Genomic DNA, 21,516 nt, shown 5'->3' with positions numbered 1-21,516 from the left:
TGCGCACCACATTCGATGTGGTTCAGTTCGCACGCCATTCCGGAAGATGGGTCATGAGGCTCCACACCATTGAGGACGCAGCATTGCGAGAATGGAATCGTTACACCGATGGGTCAGCGCCGACAACGGTGCTGACCCCTCGGTTCCGGTCTATCGCAGTGCGGCGGCCAGCAGCGGGCCGAGCTTTTCCAGCGTCGCCGGGTCCAGCAGTTCGGAGTGACCGACCGGCAGTTCGTGAATCGTCATCGCGGTCACGAGCGGCTGCCATGCCGGGGCGCCGGGCCCGGCAAAACCCTGTTCGGCAACGGTCGCCTCGACGAAGAAGACCTCTCCGTCGAACGGTGGGTGGGAGGCTTCCGCCATCAGCCGGTCACTGGCGAGGTAGTTCTCGAGGATCCGTTCGATCTGCTTGCCGGTCAGAGCCGCGACCGCTCCCCCGGCCTCCTGGACGAACCGCACGGCGTCGGCGACGGTCAGCGCCGGATCCGGGACCGTGTAGCCCATCTCGGTCAGGAGTCCGGCCACCGTCGACGGTGTCTGCACCGCGTCGCGGCGGGCGTCGAGCATGCCGAGGAAGCTCACCTCCCGCCCGCGCTCCCACAGCGCGGCGGCCACGGACAACGCCAGCGCGCCGCCGAAGGACCAGCCCAGGAGGCGTACCGATCCCGAGGGTTGAAGCGCGACGATCCGGTCAGCGTGCCCGGCCGCGAGGTCAGCCAGGTCCGCCGGCGGCTCGCCGCCGGAGAGCAGAGGCGACTGCAGACCGATCAGCGGTACGCCGAGGAAGCGTGTCAGCCCGGCGAACTGCCAGGCGAGACCACTTGCCGGGGCGAGGCAGAACAACGGCGAGCCCAGCCCGTCCGCGAGGCGCAGGACCGGGGCGAGCGCATCACCCTCGGGCATCGCGCCGTCCACCAGGCGGGCCACCGATGCTGCTGTCGGTGCGGTGAACAGGTCGGCTACCGGGATCTCCGCCCCCAGCGTCTCGCGCAGGGCGGTCGCCAACCGCACGAGCAGCAGCGAGTGGCCGCCCAGGGCGAAGAAGTCGTCGTGCACACCGACCGATGGGACGCCGAGCACCTCCGCCACGAGCTGGGCAACGGCAGCCTCGGTCCGGGAACGGGGCGGCTCGGCGACCGTGGCGGGCATCTCGATGTCGGGCAACGCGTTGCGGTCGACCTTGCCGTTCGGGGTCAGCGGCAACGCGTCGAGGACATGGACCATCGCCGGGATCATGTAGCCCGGCAATGCCTCCTCGAAGAGCCTGGTCAGCGACGCCTGGGAGAACTCCGGTGTTGTCGTCAGGTAGGCCACCAGCCGGTCTGCCCGGGCGACGACCACGGCCCGGGTCACGGCGGGGTGGGACAGCGCGACCGCTTCGATCTCCTCCAGCTCGATCCGGAAGCCACGCACCTTCACCTGATGATCGGTACGGCCCAGGTAGTCGAGCCGGCCGGAACGCCACCGGGCCAGGTCACCGGTTCGGTAGAGGCGGCTGCCGCCGGGACCCGCGACGAAACGCGACGCGGTGAGCGCGGGACGGCCGTGATAGCCGCGGGTGACCTGGTCACCACCGAGGTAGAGCTCACCGGCGACGCCCGGTGGGACGGGCTGCAGATGCTCGTCCAGCACCTGCGCGGAGACGCCCGGCAGGGTGCGCCCGATCGAGCCGTTCCAGTCCGGGCCCACCTCTGCGCTCGTGGCCCACACCGTGACCTCCGTCGGGCCGTACAAATTGACCACTTCGGCCGTACGTGTGTGCAACGCCATTGCCAGTGATGTCGGTAGAGCCTCACCGCCGACCAGAGCCCGTACCGCGGAAAGGTCTTGATCGGACGCCTCCAGGAGCGCCGCCCAGAGTGCGGGGGTCGCCTGCATCGCGGTGATCCGGTGTTTGTCGATCAGTGCGCTGAGCAGGCGGGGGTCACGCACCTCGGTGGGCGAGGCGAGGACCACCGTGCCGCCGGCCCGCAGCGTGCCGAGAATCTCTAGCACCGAAATATCGAACGACAAGGTTGTGACGGCAAGTTGACGCTCGCCCGGATTCAATGGCAACGCGTCGAGGAACGCAGCAAGGTTGCGATGCGTCACCACGACGCCCTTGGGCAGTCCCGTCGATCCGGAGGTGTAGATGATATACGCGGCGGAGTCAGGATCAGGCTCGGCGACGGCAGGCCCCGCCGCCGGCGTCACCGTGGCCAGGAACGCCTCGTCGATGATCGCCACCGGCTGGGCGTCCTCGATCATGAAGGCCCGGCGGGCCGGCGGGAAGGCCGGGTCGAGAGGCAGGTACGCAGCTCCGGCCTTGTGCACGGCGAGCACCGCGATCACCAGGTCAGCCGTGCGCGGCAGGTGGATGCCGACGACGCTGTCCGGCCCGGCACCGCGGGTGACGAGGGCCGCGGCCTGCGAGTCCGAGGCCCGGCCGAGGTCCTCGAAGGACAGCTCGCCCGCCGACGTGATCAGCGCTTGGCCGGCAGGCCGGGTGTTCGTTCCCGCCCGGGAGGGCAGGGCCGTGGACCAGGCCGCCAGGTCTGCCTCATCGGTGGGGACGAGCATCGGCGCACGGGACACTGCAACGGTGGGGTCGGCGACGAACGACGTGATGAGCAGCGCGAGGCGCTCGAGCAGGCGGGTCGCGGTGCCGGCGGTGAAGCGGTCGGCATCGTATTCGCAGGTCACCTCCACGCCGTCGGGGCCGCCGTCGATGAAGGTGACGTTGAGGTCGACCTTGGGGTCGGCGGCGAAACCGGGTGCGTCGAGGACCGGCATCCCGAGGATCGTGTCGTCGGGGGCGGACCGGTGGAAGTAACCGATCATCGTCTGGAACAGCGGGTTGCGCCCCGGCACCCGTGGTGGGTTGATCAGCTCCACCACCTGCTGGAACGGCTGGTCCGCGTGTTCGAACGCGGCCAGGTCCGCCGTCCGGAGCCGGCGCAGGAGCTCGGTGAAGGTCGGATCGCCGGACAGGTCGGCCCGCAGCACGATCGTGTTCACGAAGAAGCCGACGAGGTCGTCCAGAGCCGCGTCCCCGCGTCCCGAGGTCGGGCTGCCGATCGGGATGTCGGTGCCCGCGCCGTGCCTGGTCAGCAGCGCGGCAAGGCCCGCGTGCAACGCCATGAACAGGCTCGCCGACTCGGCTCGGGCGATCTCCCGCAAGCGGTCGATCAAGGACGCCGGCAGGGTCGCGCTCACCAGGCCCGCCGGCCGCTTCTGCACGGTACGCGGACCGTCCGCCGGCAACGTGATCTCGTCCGGCAGGCCGGCCAGCGCCGTCGACCAGTAGTCAGGCGACGCCGGAGCCAGCGAGAGGACGTAATCGGCGTACTGCACCGGGAGCGGTTCCCAGCCGGGGACCTGACCAGCGGTCCGGGCGAGGTAGGCGGTGCTGAGATCACGCAGGAGCGGCCCGTCCGACCACTCGTCCATCGCGATGTGATGCAGCACCAGCGCGATAATGCTGGTCTCCCCCTCGTCGACGACCGCGGCCCGGACGGGCAGGTCGGCGGCGAGGTCGAACGGGCGCGCGACGAGGTCCTCGACAGTGGTGCCCGTCTCGACCGGGATGGTGGCCGGTGGCTCCTCGATGTGCTGAGCCGACCCACGGATCACCGTGCGCAGCACCTCGTGCCGGGCCACGACATCGGCGAGGGCCAGCGACAGGGCGCCGAGGTCCAGGTGCCCGCCGAGACGGACCAGGAGGGGATAGTTGTAAGCGCTGGAGCCCGGGTCGAGCTGGTCGAGCAGCCAGAGCCGCTGCTGCGCCGGCGACAGCGGCAGCACCGCAGGACGCGTCCGGGCGCTCAGGGCGGCCCGCGCGGGGCCGCTGGTGGTCCGGGCCACCTTCTCCGGGGTACGAGCATCGAAGAGCGCCCGCAGCGACAGGTCCGTGCCCAGTTCGGCACGCACCCGGCCGATCAGCCGCAGCGCGGTGAGCGAGTGGCCGCCGGCGTCGAAGAAGTCGTCCTCGACCCCGAACCCGGGCAGGCCCAGCACCTCGGCGAAGACTTCGCAAAGACGGCGTTCCCGGTCGTCTGCGGGCGGCCGCGAGGACTGGGCCACGGGAGCGGGCGCCGGAAGCGCCGCGGTGTCGAGCTTCCCGTTGACGGTCAGCGGCAGCACGTCCACGGTCGCGAACAGCGACGGCACCATGTAGGACGGCAGCCGGTCGGCGAGGGCCGCTCGCACCAGCGCCGGGGTCGCATCGCCGACGAGGTAGGCGACCAGGGCGCCGTCGCGGGCGAGAACCGCCGACTGGCGCACGCCGGGAACCGCCGACACCGCGGTCTCGACCTCGCCCAGCTCGATGCGGTAACCACGGATCTTGACCTGATCATCCGTACGGCCGAGGAAGTCAAGGTTGCCGTCCGGTCGCTGGCGCACCAGGTCGCCGGTGCGGTACAGGCGGCTGCCGTCCGGGCCCGCGACGAAACGGGCGGCGGTGAGGCCGGGCCGGTTGAGGTAACCCCGGGCCAGACCGGCGCCGGCGATGTAGAGCTCACCCGCGACACCCCGGGGGACGGGACGCAGCCAGCTGTCCAGGACGTACCCGACCGTGTTGAAGATGGGCTTGCCGACCGTGGCTGTGGCACTGTCCTCCGTACCCCCGCCCAGGGTGTTGATCGTGTATTCCGTCGGTCCGTAAAGGTTGTAGCCGGCCACGCCGTCCGTGTCGCGCAGCGTCGCCCAGAGCTTCTCCGAGACGGCCTCGCCACCGAGCAGCACGAGGCAGGGCCGGTGGGCACCGGCGAGCAGACCCTCGTCCAGCAGGGCCTGGGCATAGGTCGGGGTGAGGTTGACGACATCGACCGCGTGCTCGGCGCAGTAGGCGACCAGGGCCCGGCCGTCGCGGCGCAGCTCCTCGTCGGCGACGTGCACGTGGTGCCCCTCGACCAGCCAGAGCAGTTCCTCCCACGACATGTCGAAGGAGAAGCTCACCGTGTGCGCGATGGTCAGGATCCGGCCGCCCGCCGCGGCGATGGTCGGTCCGAAGATCGCCGCACGGTGGTTGAGCTGCATGTTCGTCAGCCCGCGGTACGGCGTGACGACGCCCTTGGGCTTGCCGGTCGAGCCGGAGGTGTAGATGACGTAGGCGGGCCGGTCCAGGCGGCCCGGGGTGCCCGGCGCGAAGTCGTCCAGCCAGGGCTCACCGATCTCCAGGTACAGACCGGCCAACGAGGTCAGGACGAATACCGGCTGCGCGTCGTCGATCATCGTCTGCCGGCGTTCGGCTGGAAGGTCGAGATCCAGGGGTAGGTAGGCGGCTCCTGCCCGCAGTACGGCGAAGAGCGCGACCACCATGTCGACGCCCCGGGGAAGCGCGAGGCCGACGATCGTCTCGGGTCCCGCGCCGTGGGAGCGCAGGCCACGGGCGACGGCGCTGACCCGGCCGTCCAGTTCGGCGTAGCTGAGGGTGGTGCCGTCGTGGGTGAGGGCCGCGGCGGTCGGGGTGCGGGCCGCCTGCTCGGCGAGCATCTCCGCGATGGTGATGTCGGGGATCTCCGCGACGACGCCGGCCTGGGGTTCCGGTGCGGGCAGCGAGATCGCGCCGACGGTGCGGGTGGCGTCGAAGTCCTCGAGTACGGTCCGGAGCCGGTCCAGCAGGGATGTCGCTTCGTTCGCCGTGACCACGTCGGAGCGGTATTCGAGGCGGATCCGCAGGGCTCGGCCCGGGGTTGCGACCCAGGTCAGCGGGTAGTGCGTCGCGTCGACCGCGTCGACGTCGACGATGCCGTGCTCGGCTTCCAGGTCGTCGAAGGTGTCGTCGTCCAGGAAGTTCTGCAGCACGTAGAGGCTGTCGAAGAGCTGGCCGCGGCCGGCTGCGCGCTGGATGTCGCCCAGGCCTACGAATTCGTGGGCCATCAGCTCGATGCGCTCGTCCTGGACGCGGCGCAGGACCTCGTGCACCGGCTCGGTCGCGGTGAAGGTGACGCGCTGCGGCACCGTGTTGAGGAAGACGCCGACGACTTCCTCGATGCCGTCCAGCTCTGTGGGCCGGCCGGCCACCGTGGTGCCGAACAGTGCCCCCGGGCGGCCGGAGGCGTGGCTGAGCACCAGGCCGAGCGCGGTGCTGAGCACGGTGTTCAGGGTTACCCCGGCGGTGCGGGCCTGGTCGGTGAGCCGGGCGGTCTGCTCCTCGGTGAACTGGACGGCGACGCTGGTGGCCAGGACCGGCTCGGTGCCGACGGCGGCCGGGTACAGGATGGTCGGTTCGGCGGCGTCGAGGGCGCGGGTCCAGACGGCGAGGGAAGCCTGGGAGTCCTGCTGGGCGATCCATTCGAGGTAGTCGGTGAAGCTCGCCGCCTCCGGCTGGATCAGCCGGCCGGCGTAGGCACCGAAGAGGTCCCGCAGCACCAGCTCGCGCGACCATCCGTCCCACAGCAGCAGGTGGTAGGTGAGCAGCAGCCGGTCGTGGTCACCGGGCAGCCTGATCACCGTGAGCCGGGCCAGCGGTGCGTGTGTCAGGTCGAACGGGCGGGCCCGGTCGGCGGCCATCACCGCGTCGAGGTCCGCCGGGTTCTCGATCACCTCGACGGTCGCCGGCACCTCGCGGCGCAACACCGCCCCGTCGTCGGTGAAGGACAACCGGGCGGCCGGGTGGGCAGCGAGCACGGCCGCGAAGGCGCGCTCCAACGCCGGGACATCCAGGCGGTAGTTGACGTCGAAAGCGTTCTGGGCGATGTAGACGTCCGCGTCGCCGGCGAGCTTCGCCTGGAAGTACAGGCCTTCCTGCAGCGGGGACATCGGCCAGACCTGCTCGGCAGCGGGAGCCAGCTCAGCGGCCCAGCCGTCGGCGATCGCGGTGACAGCGTCGAGGCCGAGGCCCTCGTCGGCGTAGGTGAGGACAGCGTGCAGAGAGGTGCCGCGGGCCGCGACGTTGATCTCCAGCAGGTACGGCGTGCCCAGGTCGTCGTCGGGGCGGACCCGGATGTCCTCGTCAGCGCTCGACCAGTCCCCCTCGTCGTCGGTGAAGCGGCCCAGGTAGTTGAACAGCACCTGCGGGCTGCCGAGCCGGGACAGGGCGGCGGCGCTGCGGGGATTTACGTACCGCAGCAGGCCGTAACCGAGACCATCGCCTTCAGGGAGCACCGAAGGCGCGGGAGCGCCGGGCAGCGCGGGACCACCAAGCGGTGTGGGAGCGCCGGGCAGCGCGGGGGCCTCGGGCAGCGCGGGAGCCTTGGGCAGCGCGGGAGCCTCGGGCACCGTGGGGGCAGTGGATGGCGTGGGGGCAGTGGATGGCGTGGGGGCAGTGGATGGCGTGGGGGCAGTGGATGGCGGGGAGAGGCGGACCGGGGCGATCGAGGTGAACCAACCGGTTGTCCGGGTCAGGTCGACGTCGCCGATGTGTTCGCGGCCGTGCCGTTCCAGGTCGATGAGCAGGTCGTTCTCGGTGCCTCGCCAGCGGTTGACCGCGGTGTGCAGGGCGGTCAACAGTGTTGCCGTCACGTCGCCGGTCAGGGTCTTCGGGTCCACCGGGATGGTGACCTCGTGATCGCGGGTCTGCCCGACCGTCAGCCCGAACGTGACCGCCTGTGGGTCCAGGTCGGCGCCGGGTGCGAGCGTCTTCTGCCACCGCGGGAATTCGGCCAGCCTTGCCGCGGTGCCTGCCTCCTCGGTCACGGTACGGGCGAACGTCCGCAACGAAGTACCCACAGGCTCGAGAGCAGCACCCTCGTACGCCTGCCGCAGGTCCTCGATGAGGATGTGCCACGACACCCCGTCGACGCCGAGGTGATGGGCGACCAGCAGCAACCGTCCCTGTGTGGTGGGACCGGCGTCGAAGAAGACCGCTTCCAGGATTCGCCCGGTATCGGGGTCCAGCCGGGTCACCGCGTCCTCGGCCGCGTTGCGGATCGTTTCCGGGTCGACGCCGTCCACAGTGGTCAGGGACACCGCTCCGGTGGCCATGACTTCCTGGGACCACAGCATCGGTGCCGGGCGGCTCAGCCGCAGCCGTAGCGAGTCGTGCTGGGCAACCAGCTGGTCGAGCGCCGCCTGGAGCCGGGCAGTCGTCGCCCCGGCCGGGGTGCGCAGCAGATCGGCCTGGTGCAGCCGGTTGATGCCACCGCCGAGCTCGGCGAGCCGCAGCACGATCGGCAGCAGCGCAACCTCCCCGACACCGTCACCGGCGATAGGCGACGACGAGCCCTCGAAAGCCGGCGCGGAAGAACCGGCAAGCCCGGCAGAGGAAGGCCCGGCAGAACCAACAGGCCCGGCGGAGGAAGGCGCGGCAGAACCGGCAGGCCCGGCAGAGCTGAGCGCGGCAGAGCTGAGCGCGGCAGAGCTGAGCGCGGCAGAGGAAGGGGCGAGGGCGGCCGGGGTTCGTTTGAGGAAGACGTCGCGCGGGGAGATTCTGACTCCGCTGCGCTTGGCTCGGTTGACGAGCTGGATCGCCACGATGCTGTCGCCACCGAGGTGGAAGAAGTCTCCGTCGGCTGGCACCGTGTCCAGGCCCAGGACCTCGGCGAACAGCCCTCGCAACGTGGTGACCGCGGCCGGTTCGTCGAGCGCCGGCGCCACCGGATGGGCCGTAACCGCGTGGGCCGGGGCGGGCAGCGCGTCACGGTCGAGCTTGCCGTTCACGGTCAGCGGCAGGGCGTCGAGGGTCACGAACGCCGCCGGCACCATGTATCCCGGGAGCACCGAGGCCAGGTGGGCCCGGACCGCGTCGACGTCCGGGCGGGTGCCGGCCCGGGCCACGAGGTAGGCGACCAGTTTGCCGTCGCGGACGACCACCGCGGTGTTGGCGACGCCGGCGAGGGACAGGAGGGCGGCCTCGATCTCGCCGGGTTCGATGCGGTAGCCCCGGACCTTCACCTGGTGGTCCGAGCGTCCCAGGTACACGAGTTCGCCATCCTCCCAGCGGGCCAGGTCGCCGGAGCGGTAGAGCCGTCCGGGACCGAACGGGTTCGCCACGAATCGGGACGCGGTCAGGGCGGGCCGGTCGAGGTAACCCCGGGCGAGCTGGTCGCCGGAGATGTACATCTCGCCGGTCACGCCTTCCGGCACCGGTTGCAGGTACGCGTCCAGCACGTGCACGGTGAGCCCGGGCAGCGCGGTGCCGATGACGCTGGGCCGGGTCACGTCCGCCGGGTCCAGCGCACGGAACGACACGTGGACCGTCGTCTCGGTGATGCCGTACATGTTGACCAGCTGCGGGGTCTCGTTACGGGTGTACCAGGCGGTGAGGCGGGACAGGTCGAGTGCTTCGCCGCCGAACACCACGTACCGCAGCGGCAGCCGGTCGGGTTCGGACGCGTCCGCTTCGATCAGCGGGTAGAACGCGGCCGGGGTCTGGCTGAGCACCGTGACCCGTTCGTCGCGCAGCAGCGCCCGGAAGCGCTGGGGGTCGCGGGCGACGTCGTGGGGCACGGTCACGAGCCGGCCGCCGTGCAGCAGCGGACCCCAGAGTTCCCAGACCGAGAAGTCGAACGCGTACGAGTGGAACATCGTCCACACGTCGTCCGTACCGAGATCGAAGTTCTGCCAGGCCGCCGCGAACAGGGTGAGCACGTCGCGGTGGGTGACCACGACGCCCTTGGGTTTGCCGGTCGATCCTGAGGTGTAGATGACGTAAGCCGCGTTGTCGCCGGTCAGGGCGACCTGCGGCCTGGTGTCCGGACGGCCGGGTGCGGCCACCGGGATGCCGCCGTCGCCGATCACGCAGACCGGTGCCGCATCCGCCAGGATGTATTCCTGACGGGCCGTGGGAGCTGCGCTGTCGACGGGTACGTAGCAGCCACCGGCCTTGACGACGGCGAGCAGCGCGACGACCAGGTCGGCTCCGCGCGGGAGCCGCACCGCGACCTTCGACTCCGGCCGGACCCCCCGCGCGATCAGTTCGTGGGCGAGCTGGTTCGCCTGCGCTTCCAGCCGCGCGTAGGTGAGACCGTCGACCGCGATCGCCTCGGGCACGTCCAGCGAGATGTCGAGAATGTCCAGCGGCAGGGACAGTGCTTCCGCGGCGACGGAGACCTCGGCGCCCAGTGACAGAGCGGACACCGGCCGGTCCAGGTTGTCGATCAGCTGCTCGACGACGTGGGCGATCTGGGTGACGAGCCGGTCGGCCGCCGCGGCACCGACGGCCGCGTCGTACTTGATCTCCAGGGTCAGGCGGTCGCCGGGGAACGCCACCAGTGACACCGGGTAGTGCGGGGAGTCCGTACCGGTGAAGCCGCGCACGCCGAGACCCTGCGCGTCACCGCCGTCGACCGGCGGGAAGTTCTCCACCACGACCATCGAGTCGAACAGTTCGCGCGCTCCGGCGAGCCGGTTCAGTTCGGCGAGGCCGACCTGCTGCACGTCGAGGACGTCGGTCTGCTGTTCCTGCAGCCGGCGCAGCACGTCGGCGAGCGGCTCGTCCGGGCGCCAGGTCATCGGCACCGGCACCGTGTTGATGAGCAGGCCGACGATGCCCTCGACACCGGGCAGCTCACCGCCGCGGCCGGAGACCGTCGAACCGAAGACGACCCGGTCACGGCCGAGCAGCCGGCCCAGCAGCAGACCCCAGGCACCATGGATCAGCGTGCTCACCGTGATGCCGTGGGCCCGGGCCGTTTCGGCCAGGGCAGCAACCCGGTCGATGTACGAGAAAGAGCTCTCGTGGTGCGAGACGCTGCTGATGTCCGGGTACAACGTGGTGGGTTCGGCGCCGGACAGCGCCGCGGACCAGGCTTCCCGGGCGGCGTCGCGGCCCCGGGTGACGACCGATTCGACGTGGTCGCGGAACGTGGCCACCGGTGCCGGCAGCTCCCGGCCGTGATAGGCGGCCACGATGTCGGAGAACACCAGCGGATACGACCACCCGTCAGCCAGGATGTGGTGCATCGTCTCGATCAGCCGGTGTTCGGTGGCGTTCAGGGAGACGAGCGCGTAGCGCAGCACCGGCGGTCGCGCGAGGTCGAACGGCTGGGCCAGTTCAGCCGCCGCTGTCCCGGCGAGCGCGTCGGCTTGTGCCGTCGTACCGGAAAGGTCGATCTCCCGCCAGGGGACCTGGACCTCGGCCGCGATGACCTGCACGATGCGGCCGTCGCGAAGTTCGCGGAACGAGGCGCGCAGCGCGTCGTGGCGGCCGACCGCGGTCTCGACCGCGGCACGCAGGCGGGCCGGGTCGACCTCACCGGTGAGTTCCGCGATCTGCTGGACCGCGTACGTGTCCACGTCGGAAGTGACAGCGTGGAAGTACATGCCCTCCTGCAGCGGCAGCAGCGGCAGCACGTCGGTGGCCCCGGCGAACGCGTCGACGTCGTCCTGGGTGAGGGTGACCAGCGGGAAGTCCGACGGGGTGTGCCCGGTGAGGTCCGTGGTGGTCAGCTCGCGCAGGACGGCGGTCCAGTGCTCGGCGAGCGCGATGACCCGTTCCTCGGGCAGCAGGCCGGCCGGCCAGGACAGCGTCGCCTCGAAGACGTCACCGGTCGTGTAGGCGTTGATCTCCAGTGGCATCGCCGGGTTGGCCGGGTCGACGCCCTCGCGCAGCGGGGCGGCCTGGCTCCAGTCGCCGCCACTGTCCGCGCCGAAGCGGCCGAGGTAGTTGAAGAGGATCTCCGGGGCCGGGCCGAGGTCGTAATCGCCCAGCCAGCGCAGCGCGCCGTAACCGAGGCCGTCGGCGGGCACCGCGCGCAGCTGCTCCTTGACCGCACGGGTGGCGGCCAGGAGGTCGGTGGTGGTGCCGGGTTCGAGCCGGACCGGGTGGATGGCGGTGAACCAGCCGATGGTGCGGGACAGGTCGTGATCGCCGGTGCGGCCGTGGCCCTCGAGGCTGATCAGGGTCGGGTCCGTGGTGCCCTGCCAGCGGTTCACGGCCACGGCGAGCCCGGTGAGCAGCACGTCGTTCGCGCCGCCGTGGAAGCTGGCCGGCACGGTGGTGAGCAGCGGTACGGCCACCTCGGCGGGCAGCGTGACGGTGATCGAGCGGACGGTGGCGGCGGTGTCGGCAACCGGGTCGGCGGGGCGGTCCCCGAGCAGCGGCCGCGGGCCGGCCAGGGTGGTGCGCCAGAAGTCCGCCTCGCTCGTGTGCTCGCGCTGCGCCGCCGCGAACGTGCGGAACGAGGTCCCGACCGGTTCGAGGTCGTCGCCACCGGCCGCGCGCCGCAGGTCCTCGGTGATGATGCGCCACGACACACCGTCGATGACCAGGTGGTGGATGACCAGCAGCAGACGGTGGCCGTCCCAGGCGGCGCGCAGCATGATGCCGTTCGCCGGGTCGAGCCGGGCGACCTCGGCCTCCTCGTCGATCGGTCCCTCGGTGATCAGGCCGGCGGCTCGTAGACCGGGTGCGGGGACGTGCAGGGTTCCGTCGAAGCTCGCGCGCAGCAGGTCGTGGCGGTCCAGCAGGGCCTGCAGGATCCTCTCCAGGCCGGCCCGGGTCAGCGCGGCCGGGGTGTGCCAGGCCATGGACTGGTAGAAGTGGCCCAGCGGGGTCGCGGACTTCACCGTCTCGGCCAGCATCGGGGTCAGGGCGATGTCACCGGAGCCGTCGTCGGTCACGGTGGCCACCACGGTCGCGGGCAGCGCCGCGGCGAGGGCCTGGACGCTGCGGCGGCGGAACACGTCGCGCGGGGTCACGTGCAGGCCGGCTTTGCGGGCCCGGCCGGCCACCGCGATCGACGAGATGCTGTCGCCGCCGATCGCGAAGAAGTCCTCGTCGATGCCGACCTGCGGCAGGCTCAGCACCTCGGCGTAGATGCCGGCGAGCAGGCGTTCCCGGTCGTCGCGCGGACCGCGGCCCACGCCGAGGATCGGGGTCGCCGCCGGCAGCGCCCGGGCGTCGAGTTTGCCGTTGACGGTCAGCGGCAGCGCGTCGACGACCGCGTACAGCGACGGGACCATGTACGACGGCAGCCGTTCGATCAGCGCCGCGCGCACGTCGGCCGGGCTGACCGGGCCGACCAGGTAGGCGTGCAGCTTGCCGTCCCGGGCGAGGACGGCCGCCTGGCGCACACCGGGCACCGCGGCGACGGCGCTCTCCACCTCGCCCAGTTCGATGCGGTAGCCGCGGATCTTCACCTGGTCGTCGGTGCGACCGAGGAAGTCGAGGTTGCCGTCCGGGCGCTCGCGGACCAGGTCACCGGTGCGGTACAGCCGGCTGCCGTCCGGGCCGGCGACGAACCGGGACGCGGTCAGCGCCGGGCGGTCGAGATAACCGCGGGCGAGGCCGGCGCCGGCGATGTACAGCTCGCCGGCCACCCCGGACGGGACCGGGCGCAGCCAGTCGTCGAGCACGTGTCCGGCCGTGTTGAAGATGGGCTTGCCGACGGTGGGGGTGGCGCTGTCGTTCGTACCCGCGCCCAGGGTGTTGATCGTGTATTCGGTCGGTCCGTAGAGGTTGTAGCCGGCCGGGCCGTCCGGGTCGCTGAGCCGGGACCACACCGCGTCGGTGACGGCTTCGCCGCCGAGCAGCACGAGCCACATCCGGTGCCCGTCGAGCAGGCCCTCGTCGAACAGATGATGCGCGTACGTGGGGGTCACGTTGATGACGTCGATGCCGTGCTCGCGGCAGTAGGCGACCAGCGCGGTGGCGTCGCGGCGCAGTTCCTCGTCGCAGACGTGCACCTCGTGGCCCTCGACCAGCCAGAGGAGCTCCTCCCACGACATGTCGAAGGAGAAGCTGACGGTGTGCGCGATGCGCAGCCGGTCGACGCCGGCCGCGCGGGCCCGGGCCACGGTCGGTGCGAAGATCTCGGCCCGGTGGTTCAACTGCATGTTGGTCAGGCCACGGTACGGCGTGACGACGCCCTTGGGACGGCCGGTCGAGCCGGAGGTGTAGATGACGTACGCGGGCCGGTCGAGGTCGACGTCCACGTGCACGTGCACGGGGGAATCGTCGGGGTCGGCGACGCCGTCCAGCGAGGACAGTACGAGGACGGGCCGGGCGTCGTCGATCATCAGCTGCCGGCGGTCCTCGGGCAGGTCGCGGTCGAGCGGCAGGTAGGCGGCGCCGGCCCGCAGCACGGCGAACAGTGCGACGACCATGTCGATGGTGCGGGGCAGGGCGAGCGCGACGACCTGCTCCGGACCGGCGCCGCGTTCGATCAGGCCGCGGGCGACCGCGTTGATCCGGGCGTCGAGCTCGGCGTAGGTCAGGCGTTGCTCGCCGAAGACCAGCGCGGTGAGATCGGGTGTTGTCGCAGCTTGCGCCGCAAGCATGTCCGCGATGGTCACCTCGGGGATGTCGGTCTCGCGGCCGCGGAGAGGCCCGGACGCCGGGACGGACCCGGACCCGGACGTCAGGACGGACGCGGGCGCCGGGGGTGGCACCGGGATCGAGCCGGCCGGGACGTCGAGGTCGTCGGCCAGGGTCCGGAGCACGGCCAGCAGCGTGTCGACCATCTCGCGGGCAAGCGTCTCGGTGATGACGTCGGGGCGGTATTCCAGCTTCACGCGCAGGTTCGCGCCCGGGGTGAGCACCCAGGTCAGCGGGTAGTGCGTGGTGTCGGTGTACTGCACGTCCACGATGCCCTGCGCGGCCTCGAGGTCGGCGAAGGTGCTGTCCGCGAGGAAGTTCTGCAACACGTACAGCGTGTCGAAGAGCTGGTCGTGCCCCACCGCCCGCTGGATGTCGCCGAGCCCGAGGTACTCGTGCGGTGCCAGGTCGAGACGGTCCCGTTGCGCACGCCGGGCCAGGTCGGCCACGCTCGTGGCCGGGGTCGCCGCGACCCGGGCCGGCACGGTGTTGAGGAACAGGCCGATGACGTTCTCGATGCCCGGCAGGGCCGTCGGCCGGCCGGCCACCGTGGTGCCGAACGTGACGTCGCCGCGTCCGGTGCGGTGCCCGAGCACCAGGCCCAGCGCCGCGGTCAGCACCGAGTTGAGCGTGACCCCGGCCCGGCGGGCCTGCTCGGTGAGGCGGGTGGTGATCGCGGTCGGCAGCGTGGCGAGAACCCGTTCGGACAGCATCGGTTCCCGGCCGGCGGCCTCCGGCACCGCGATCGTCGGCTCGTCCAGCGCCGCCTTCCACGCGGCGGCCGAGGCGTCCCGGTCCTGCGCGGCGATCCACGCCAGGTAGTCGGGGAAGCCGGGGCCGTCCCCGGGCAGGGCTCCGCGGGTGCCCCGGGAGTCGTACAGGGCGAACAACTCCCGCAGCACCAGCTCGCGCGACCAGCCGTCCCAGAGCAGGAAGTGGCAGGTCAGCAGCATGCGGTCGGTGCCGTCGGGGTTGCGCACCACGGTCAGGCGGACCAGCGGCGGTGCGGTCAGGTCGAAGGGACGCTCCCGGTCCGACGCGGCAATCGCGTCCGGGTCGCCCTCGAGCACGGTGACGACGGCCGGGACGTGCGCGGCGATGTGCTGCTGCGGGCGGGGTTCGCCGACGAACGACGCGCGCAGCGTGGGGTGCCGGTCCAGCAACGCGGCGAACGCGAGTTCCAGGGCCGGCACGTCGAGCCGCCGGTCGAAGTCGAAGACGTTCTGCGCGATGTAGGTGTTGGCACCGTCGGCGAACGTGGCCTGGTAGTACACGCCCTGCTGGAGGGGGGACAGGTCCCACACCTCGGCGGCGACGGCTGCGTCCGGCTCCGGGACGTCCGCCGGTCCGTCGGCGGTGGCGGCGATCGCGGCCGCGGTGCGGGTGCGGAAGATGTCCTGGGTGGACAGCACGACCCCGTCCCGGCCCAGCAGGTTGACCAGGCGGATCGCGGTGATGCTGTCCCCGCCGCGGGCGAAGAAGTCGTCGTGCACGCCGACCGGCTCCGCGCCCAGCACCTCGGCGAAACGGGCCACGACCTGCGCCTCCCGCGGGGTGCGGGGAGCAACGGCGACGGCGGCGACCGGGTCCGGCAGCGCGCGGCGGTCACGCTTGCCGTTCGGCAGCAGGGGTACGGCGTCGAGCACGGTCACCGTGGCCGGGACCAGGTAGGACGGCAGCTCCGAACGCAGCGTGGCGAGCAGGGCCTGCGGGTCCAGCACCTCGCCCGGTTCGCCCACGACGTACCCGTGCAGGCTTCTTCCGTCGCGGGCCACGGCGACGGCCTCCCGCACGCCGAGCCGCCGCAGCAGCGCGGCCTCGACCTCGGCCAGCTCGACCCGGTGGCCGTTGACCTTGACCTGGTCGTCGTTGCGGCCGAGGAACTCGACCTCGTCGCCGGCCCATCGGCCCAGGTCACCGGTGCGGTACAGGCGCTCGCCGGGGGTGAAGGGGTCGGCCACGAAACGGGCCGCGGTGGCGCCGCCCTGGCCGCGGTAACCGCGCGCGAGCTGCACCCCACCCACGTAGATCTCGCCGGCCGCACCGGGGGCGACCGGTTCGAGCGCGGCGTCGAGCAGCAGGACGCGCACGCCCGGGACGGCCCGGCCCAGGGTGACGGTCGCGCCCGGCGTGACGGTCCCGGCCAGCACGTCCCCGGTGTTCTCGGAGGCACCGTACGAGTTGACGAGCTCGGCCCCGGGCGACGCGGCCGCGAGTGCGGCGACCGTGCCGGCGTCCAGGGCCTCACCGCTGGTGAGCCACCGTTCGAGGCCACGGACCTGCTCCGGTGCGGTCTCCGCGAGCGCCGCCGCGAGGCTGGGCACGGCGAGCAACTGGGTGGCCCCGGACGCCGCGACGAGACGGGCGAGTGCCGTCCCGTCCGACGCGGCCGTCTCGTCGGCGACGACCACGGTGGCGCCGGCGACCAGGCCGCCGAGCAGTTCGGTGGTGCCGTCGATGAAGCTCATCGAGCTCTTCGCGACCCGGACCGCGCCGTCCCAGCGGTCCCGGGCCCAGGCCAGCCGGTTCGCGAGGGCACCGTGGGTGCCGACGACGGCTTTCGGGCGCCCGGTGGAACCGCTCGTGTAGACCACGGACGCGGCGTCGAGCGCACCGACCGTGGCCTGCGGAGCTTCGCTCCGAGCTGCTTCTCCCAGGGCGGCACGCATCCGGACCACGGGCAGGTCGTGCGGGGGCAGCGCGCGGTTGCTCGCGTCGTCGGCCAGCACCACCACCGGTCGCGCGTCGTCCAGCATGAACTCGACCCGGGCGGCCGGATATCCCGGGTCCACCGGCAGGTACGCGGCGCCGGCCCGGAGCACACCGAGCAGCGCGACGGGCAGGTCGGCCGTACGCCGGGTGGCTACCGCGACGACATCGCCGCGGCGTACCCCGGTCTCGTGCAGCGTGGCCGCGACCGCACCGGAACGGGTCCACAACTCGGCGTAGGTCAGCTCGACCTCGCCGGCCCGGACCGCGATCCGCGCCGGGTCCACCGCCCCGATCATCTCGGCGACGAGGGGGAGGTGGCCGGTTTCGTGGAGAGCGCCGCGAGCGAGGACGCCCGCACGGTCCTCGTCGGACATCAGTCGCAGACCGGCGACGGGAGTCGCGGTGTCGGCGGTGAGGACGCGGAGGTACTGGTCGAGCAGGCGCTCGGCGGCCGGCGGGTCGAGCCGGTGCGTCAGGGTGACGGTGATCGTGTCGCCGGGCTTGACCATCAGCGTCACCGGGTAGTGCGGGGCCTCGATCACGTCCATGCCGGTGATCCGCAGCCCACCGTTCTCCGGGGCGGACGCGGCCGGATAGTTCTCGATGACCACGAGGCTGTCGAACAGTTCCGGCAGGCCCAGCCGCCGCTGTACCTCCGCGAGCGAGGTCTGCTCGTGCTCGACGACCTCCCGCTGATCCGTGGCGAACCGGCGCAGCACGTCGCTCACGGTCTCCCCACCGGTCCAGCGCACCCGGGCCGGAACGGTGTTGATGAGCAGCCCGGCGATCGCGTCGACACCCGGCAGGTCCCCGCCACGCCCCGACACCGTCGAGCCGAACAGCACGTCGGAGCTCCCGGTGACCCGGCCGACGAGCACGCCCCAGGCCGCGGCGATGACGTTGCCGACTGTCACGCCGTGCCGCTGGGCGACCGCGCGGACAGCCGCGCCGTCCACGGAGGCGGTGACGGTCGCCGCGGGCCGGTCCGCGCCGGGCGCCAGCAGGGTGGGCTCGGTGACGCCGCCGAGCAGACGTGCGTACGCGTCCGGGTCACCGTCGCCGCGATGGGTCAGGAAGTCCTTGAACGCGGGCGGCCTCGGCAGGCTCTCCCCGGCGTACAGCGCCAGCAGGTCGTTGAGGATCAGCGGCACCGACCAGCCGTCGGCCACGATGTGGTGCACGGTCTGGACCAGTACATGCCCGCTCGCACCGGTCCGCACCAGGGCATACCGCATACCGGGCGGCCGGGACAGGTCGAACGGCTCGGCCCGCTCGGCGGCGGCGATCGCGTCCACGTCACCGCTGACCACGTACCGCCACGGGGCCCGCACCGGGCCGCCCTCGACGGCGACCAGCTCACCACCGGCGGTCGCCCGGAACGCGGCGGCCAGGTTCGGGTGCCGGTCGAACAGCGCGGACGCGGCCCGGCGCAGCCGTTCAGCGTCCAGCGGGCCGTCGAGGTGGATGAGCTGCTGCACCACGTACGGGTCGGCGCCGGGAGCGTAGGTGGCGTGGAAGTAGAGGCCGGCCTGCAACGGGGTCAGCGGCAGCACGTCACGGACGTCGGGGCCGAGCGCGTCCACGTCGGACTGACTGAGGCGCACCAGCGGGAAGTCACCCGGGGTGTGCCCGGTGACGGCGGGATCGTCGGCGATGGCGGTGAGCTGCTCGACCCAGCGGTCCGCGAGAGCCCGCACGTCGTCGCGGGACAGGACGCGGCCCGGCCAGCTGAAGACCGCGGACAGCTGCGAGCCGACGGTGACGGCGTTGACCTCCAGGGCGCGGGGCAGCGGCATCCGCGGGTCACGGCGCTCCACGACCTCCGCACCGGCATCGAAGCGGCCGAGGTAGTTGAACAGGACCCTCGGCTGGACGGCCAGCTCTTCACGGTTCGCGAGATAGCGCAACGCACCGTACGAGATGCCGTTGTTCGGCACTGCCCGCAGCTGCTCTTTCACGGCCTTGACCGCGGCGGCCGGAGCGAGCCCGGAGACGTCGAGCGGCACCGGGAACAGCGTGGTGAACCAGCCGAACGTCCGCGACAGATCCAGGTCGACGGCGTCCTCCTCGCGGCCGTGCCCCTCCAGCTCCAGCAGGAACGGCTGGTCCGGTGAGACGGCCAGCGCGAGCGCCGCGACGAGCGCGTCGTTGACGCCACCGTGGACGGCCGCGGGGACGACACTGAGCAGCCGGTCGGTGACCCGCTCGGACAGCACGACGGTCAGCTTCTCCTCGGTGCTGACGGTGTCACCCACCCCCGGCGCCGGCAGAACGAACGTTCCGTCCGCAAGGGCGGCAGCCGCGGTCCAGAACGGGAGGTCGGCGCTGAAGTCCGCCGCCCGCAGAGCTGTCGCCCACTGCCGGAACGATGTCGGTGCCGGCGCGATCGGCAGCCCCGACCTCAGGTCCTCGGCCAGCACCCGCAGCGACACCCCGTCCACGATCGCGTGGTGCACGGCCACGATCAGCTCACCGCTCGCCGGCAGGTGCGAGAACGCCACCAGCCGGTCCGTGCTCAACCGGGCAACGGTCGCCTCGAGGTCCTCCCCCGTCCGCAGCACGTCGGCCGCGCTCAGATACCCCACCGGGTGGACGGTCAGCACCGCCCCGTCCAGCGATCCCCGCAGCACGTCGTGCGCCGCGAGCAGCGCGTCCACCAGCACGGAAGGCTCCCCCGGCCCGACCGGCAGCGTCGTCGCCTGGAAGAACCCGCGCTCCCCGTCACCCACCTCGTCGAGCCAGGTCAGGATCGGCGTCGGCGGCACCTCGCCCACCGCCTCCACCTGGGCGGTCTCCACCGCGGCGACCGGCGACACCACCAGGGCCAGGCCGGCCGGGGTGGGGTTGGCGAACAGGTCCCGTGCGCGCACCGTGAACCCGGCCCGGCGGGCCGCGCGGACCGCGCCGATGGCCACGATGCTGTCACCGCCGAGCGCGAAGAAGTCGTCCTCGGCGCCGACCGACTCCAGGCCGAGGACGGTGGCGAACACCTCGCACAGGGCGGTCTCGGCGGGGGTGCGCGGGGCCCGGGACCGCGCCGGGCCGAGCACGGGTACGGGCAGGGCGCGCCGGTCCACCTTGCTGTTCGCGGTGAGCGGGAACGCGTCGAGCAGCACGAAGACCGACGGGACCATGTATTCGGGTAGCCGGTCCGCGCACCAGGTACGCAGGTCATCGGCGGTGGTGGGAGCGGACGTCACCGCGTACCCGATCAGGTGTCTGTCCTGGATGGTCACGACGGCCTGGCGCACCGCGGGATGGCTCGAGGCGACCGCTTCGACCTCTTCCAGTTCGAGGCGCATGCCGCGGATCTTGACCTGGTTGTCGGCCCGGCCGACGAACTCGAGGCTGCCGTCGCCGGTCCAGCGGGCCAGGTCGCCGGTGCGGTACATCCGGGTGCCGGGCGCGCCGAACGGGTTGGCGACGAAGCGGGCGCCGGTCAGCGCGGGGGCGTTGACGTAGCCGCGGCCCAGCAGGAACCCGGCCGCGTACAGCTCGCCGGTGACGCCCGCGCCGACCGGGGTGAGGTCGTCGTCGAGGACGTAGAGCTGGGTGTGCGGGTTCGGCCGGCCGATCGAGGTGGCGATGCGTTCGGCGTGGTCGCGGTAGATGACGTGGGAGACGCCGATGGTGGCCTCGGCCGGGCCGTAGCCGTGGTACAGCGTGGTGGTGAGCTGGGTGCGGAACCGGTCGAACAGCTCCGGGGTGAGCACCTCGCCGCCGCACCAGACATGGCGCAGGCCGTCGAGCTGGTGGGTGTCGCGGGCGAGTTGCAGCAGCACGTCGAGCATGGAGCTGACCAGGTAGACGAACGTGACGCCCTCGGTGGCGATCAGGTCGAGGAGGTACTGCGGGTCACGTTCGCCGCCGGGTTCGGCGACCACGACGTAACCGCCGGAGACCAGCGGCAGCAGGATCTCGTTGACGCTGATGTCGAACGACAGCGGCGCCTTGAACAGCGTCGCGTCGCCCGGGCCGAAGTGCAGGATCTCGTCGCGCTGCCAGCGCAGCCGTTCGTGGATCGCCTCGTGCCGGATCATGGCGCCCTTCGGGCGGCCGGTCGACCCCGACGTGAAGATGACGTACGCGAGCCCGCGCGGGTCGATCGGGGTCACCGGGGTGTCACCGGAACCGTCGGGAAGCTCGGTCAGGACCAGGGCAGCTCCGGCTTCGTCGAGGACCTGCTCACGGCGCTGCGCGGGCCAGGCGGGATCGACGGGTACGAACGCGGCGCCGGCGACCATGATGCCGAGGACCGCGACGACCATCTCGGCGGAGCGGGGCATGCCGACACCGACCACGTCCTCGGCGCCGACACCGCGTTCGCGCAGGTGCCGGGCGAGCGCGAAGACCCGTCCGCGGAGTTCGCCGTAGGTCAGCCGGGTCTCGCCCGCGACCAGCGCCAGGGCGTCCGGGTTCCGGGCCGCCGTGGCGACGAAGGCATCGACCACGGTGGAAACCTCGGCGGGCGTGGTGTGGTTGTTCCACCGCGCCAGCGAAGACTCGATCCCTTGCAGCCCAGCCGTCATGAAACCCGCACCTCCGATGTGGAACGCCCTGAGGGCGCGCGTCACCGACGCGGATTTAGGTTAGCCTAACCTCTCATCGGAGAAACACAGTGG

General features: G+C 72.0%; 1 protein-coding gene. It reads right to left on the bottom strand.

The window, feature by feature from the left end; all coding sequences use genetic code 11:
• Nucleotides 1–150: 150 nt before the first annotated feature.
• Nucleotides 151–21,423 carry an amino acid adenylation domain-containing protein gene (locus ACIA6A_RS12580; RefSeq protein WP_396097666.1) on the bottom strand — a complete coding sequence of 7,091 codons (21,273 nt, stop codon included), beginning with the start codon at nt 21,421–21,423 and terminating at the stop codon, nt 151–153.
• Nucleotides 21,424–21,516 lie beyond the last annotated feature (93 nt).

Source organism: Actinoplanes sp. NPDC051494 (assembly GCF_044454705.1).
Taxonomy (GTDB): domain Bacteria; phylum Actinomycetota; class Actinomycetes; order Mycobacteriales; family Micromonosporaceae; genus Actinoplanes.
This window is presented reverse-complemented; position numbering and strand designations above follow the sequence as displayed.